Origin of the sequence: Paraburkholderia sp. RL17-373-BIF-A, assembly GCF_046030175.1 — a bacterium.
Taxonomy (GTDB): Bacteria; Pseudomonadota; Gammaproteobacteria; order Burkholderiales; family Burkholderiaceae; genus Paraburkholderia.
The window spans coordinates 1-2,439 of record NZ_JARESO010000200.1; the positions used below are offsets into that span (position 1 = coordinate 1).

At 54.7% G+C, this 2,439-nt stretch carries 5 protein-coding genes and 1 pseudogene; all 6 read left to right on the plus strand.

Features of this window, described 5'->3' with window-relative positions; translation table 11 throughout:
• Positions 1-849: type III secretion system inner membrane ring subunit SctD (gene sctD / locus P0D80_RS49510; protein WP_408295888.1), on the plus strand; the 849-nt coding region annotated here is incomplete at its 5' end.
• A 14-nt stretch (positions 850-863) separates the two neighbouring features.
• Positions 864-1,094, plus strand: coding sequence for an EscE/YscE/SsaE family type III secretion system needle protein co-chaperone (locus P0D80_RS49515; protein WP_408295891.1), 231 nt, complete (start codon positions 864-866; stop codon positions 1,092-1,094).
• Between the two features lie 247 nt (positions 1,095-1,341).
• Positions 1,342-1,560, plus strand: a complete 219-nt coding sequence (gene sctF, locus P0D80_RS49520) for a type III secretion system needle filament subunit SctF (RefSeq protein ID WP_408295894.1) — start codon at positions 1,342-1,344, stop codon at positions 1,558-1,560.
• Positions 1,557-1,820: an EscG/YscG/SsaH family type III secretion system needle protein co-chaperone gene (locus P0D80_RS49525; protein ID WP_408295897.1), complete on the plus strand. Its 264-nt coding sequence runs from the start codon at positions 1,557-1,559 to the stop codon at positions 1,818-1,820. The genes sctF and P0D80_RS49525 overlap by 4 nt, the downstream gene beginning before the upstream one ends.
• A gap of 11 nt (positions 1,821-1,831) precedes the next feature.
• A complete protein-coding gene (gene sctI / locus P0D80_RS49530; RefSeq protein ID WP_408295900.1) occupies positions 1,832-2,083 on the plus strand; it encodes a type III secretion system inner rod subunit SctI in 252 nt (83 codons plus the stop codon).
• Positions 2,080-2,439: pseudogene (locus P0D80_RS49535) on the plus strand (EscJ/YscJ/HrcJ family type III secretion inner membrane ring protein); the annotation flags it as partial. The gene sctI and the pseudogene P0D80_RS49535, both read left to right, overlap by 4 nt.

Here is a 2,439-nt window from a genome sequence, read left to right on the forward strand (position 1 = left end):
ATTCCTGCGTTGTATTGGTTTGCAGATGACGGGGCGCGTCTATTGCACCATACCCCGCCGTCGGACCGTCGCCCAACGTCACGTGAGTTGCTCTCGAGTTTTGTGCGCGTAGAGCCTCAATTGGATGCACGTTGGCTTGATGACAAGACATTGATGCTTTCGGGGCGCTGCCACGACTTAGACAAATTGAGCGCGCTCATCGAGAAACTTCGCGCAGACGGCGTGCGACTACAGCAGGAGATGGTCTGTGACGAGGACCTGAAGCGCTCCGTCCGCGCTCTATTGGCCAACTATGGATATAACGACGTTCTTTTGATGTTAAGCGCTGATGGTCTGGTTAGCATCGATGGTCCCGTGCGAAACGATGCGCTATTCCCTGAATTAGTCGATGCTCTGGACAAAATTCCCGGGTTGCGTGATTGGCAGATTTCCAACCGCACTGCAGATGAATTGGGCCAGTTGTTATCAAAATTGCGGATAGCTAACTTGCTGACAGGCGTCAGCGCCGTACGTAGCGAGCGAGGCTGGATGCTGTCCGGACAATTCGAGCCAGAGCGGTTGGAAGCGCTGACGAGCCTCGTGGCCTCATGGAACATCCAAGTTGGATCGCCCACGCCTATGCGCTTTGTCAGCGCAACTGCCGCCGCTGTGCGGTCCACCGATTACTTTCCGGCGGCGATTTCCATTGTCGGTGGTAATGCGAATTCCCCGTTTCTGGAGCTGGCGAACGGCATGCGGTTGACGGTCGGTAGTTCCGCGTTAAGCGGGACGCGGATCGTGGACATCAGTGCTGCGGGCGTTTCACTCATTGATGGTCAACGGCTGATATTCTTGCCATTACGACACTGATATTGGAGTCTTGAATGTACACGATAACCGACCTCGAAGATCGCTTGGCCGCTGATACCTTGGGCCGGGTGCGGTGCGAACTGCAACTGATATTGGAGGACGCCATTGCTGGACTCTGTCGGCGACAACGTGAGCCGCAACAGGCCGCACAGTTAGCAGCGCTTGGCCGGCAACAGTTAGCCTGTATGGCAGCGCAGCGCGTCATCGAGGTGGTCTGGCATCGTTGTCATCAGAGTGGCAGCTAATTCAGGCCATGACCTGATGGAGTGCGACGGCGGTGCGCGCGATAATCGTTTCATTGGGGAAGAGTCGGAGAGCATCGTGTCCGCGTCCAGCGTTACCTCTTGCGTTGTCAGACGATTGGCTTCGGACGTCGAAAGTTTTCCATCGCCAACACTTGGCTATATTGAATGACTGGCATGCCGGGGAGCGGGCATCTCTGCGCCTTGCGGCACTGGGGTAGTCCATGTATGTAACCGAACAGGTAGAACTATGAACCTCGATAACATTGCAGCCCAAATGGGCAATCAAAGCGCCCGTATTGCTAACGATGCCGAGGCGGCGATGAAGTTGGATGTTGTTAACAATCCAGAAAATATGCTTAAAGCGCAGTTCGAGATGAATCGATACTCGGTGATGGTCGGCTATGAGAGTTCCGTATTGAAGGCGGTTAAAGACATGATGATGGGCATTATCTCAAAAATTGGATGAGCATTATGGATTCATCGGCCTCTATCGTGCGTCTAGTTGTCGAAGCCGGCTTCGCTGCCGTCAACCATGGGTTGCGCGTCGAGATGCGCGACATTCTTTCTGCGCTGCCTGACATGATCGACGAGCCTCTGCAATTGGCCCGCGCCGAGTCCGTGCTGTTGTTTGGTTTGGGGCATCGTCGGGCAGCCGCCGCGCGGCTTGCTACCCTCGAGCCGACGGACTGTGATGTTTTGCGTATGTTGTTGGAACAACCCCAATAGGGAGCTGTGATATGGATATCTTTTCGATCGCCAACATCTCCTCGGCCCTTGCGCCGGTGAGTCAGTCGCCTGCTGCGACGCCGTCTAGTACTGCCCAGCAGCAATTTGCCGATTTGCTTGGCGGCCCGAGTCCGACGAATTCGCCGGATGCCCTCCTGGGAGCGCAATTCGAATTGACCCAAATGATGGTGGGTACGGAATTGACTGCTAAGGTGGCGGGCTCAATCACGCAGTCCATTAACAAGTTGGTTAATATGCAATGAAATTGCGGCTCTTGTTGTTGTGCGGAGTGGTGTTGCTCGGTGGTTGTAAGCGCGAGCTTTACAGCAATCTGGACGAGGCTGAGGCGAACCAGATGCTGGCCTTGCTTATGTACAATGAGATTCCCGTCAACAAAACGGTAAGCAAAGAGGGTGTGGGTCTTGAAGTCGAAAGTGCTCGCATGGTCGACGCCGTGGAGGTATTGCGCCACCATGGTCTACCGCATCGCAAGACTGCTACCATTCAAGACCTGTTTCCTAGTGGACAACTGGTGTCTTCGCCGGGGCAGGAAGAAGAGAAGCTCAATTACTTCAAAGGTCAGCAGATCGAAAGACTGCTCTCCAGCATGGACGGCGTG

Bases quoted from the DNA above. Each gene is read 5' to 3' on its own strand.
- sctF (WP_408295894.1), top strand. From the start codon at position 1,342: ATGAACCTCGATAACATTGCAGCCCAAATGGGCAATCAAAGCGCCCGT.
- sctI (WP_408295900.1), top strand. From the start codon at position 1,832: ATGGATATCTTTTCGATCGCCAACATCTCCTCGGCCCTTGCGCCGGTG.
- P0D80_RS49515 (WP_408295891.1), top strand. From the start codon at position 864: ATGTACACGATAACCGACCTCGAAGATCGCTTGGCCGCTGATACCTTG.
- P0D80_RS49525 (WP_408295897.1), top strand. From the start codon at position 1,557: ATGAGCATTATGGATTCATCGGCCTCTATCGTGCGTCTAGTTGTCGAA.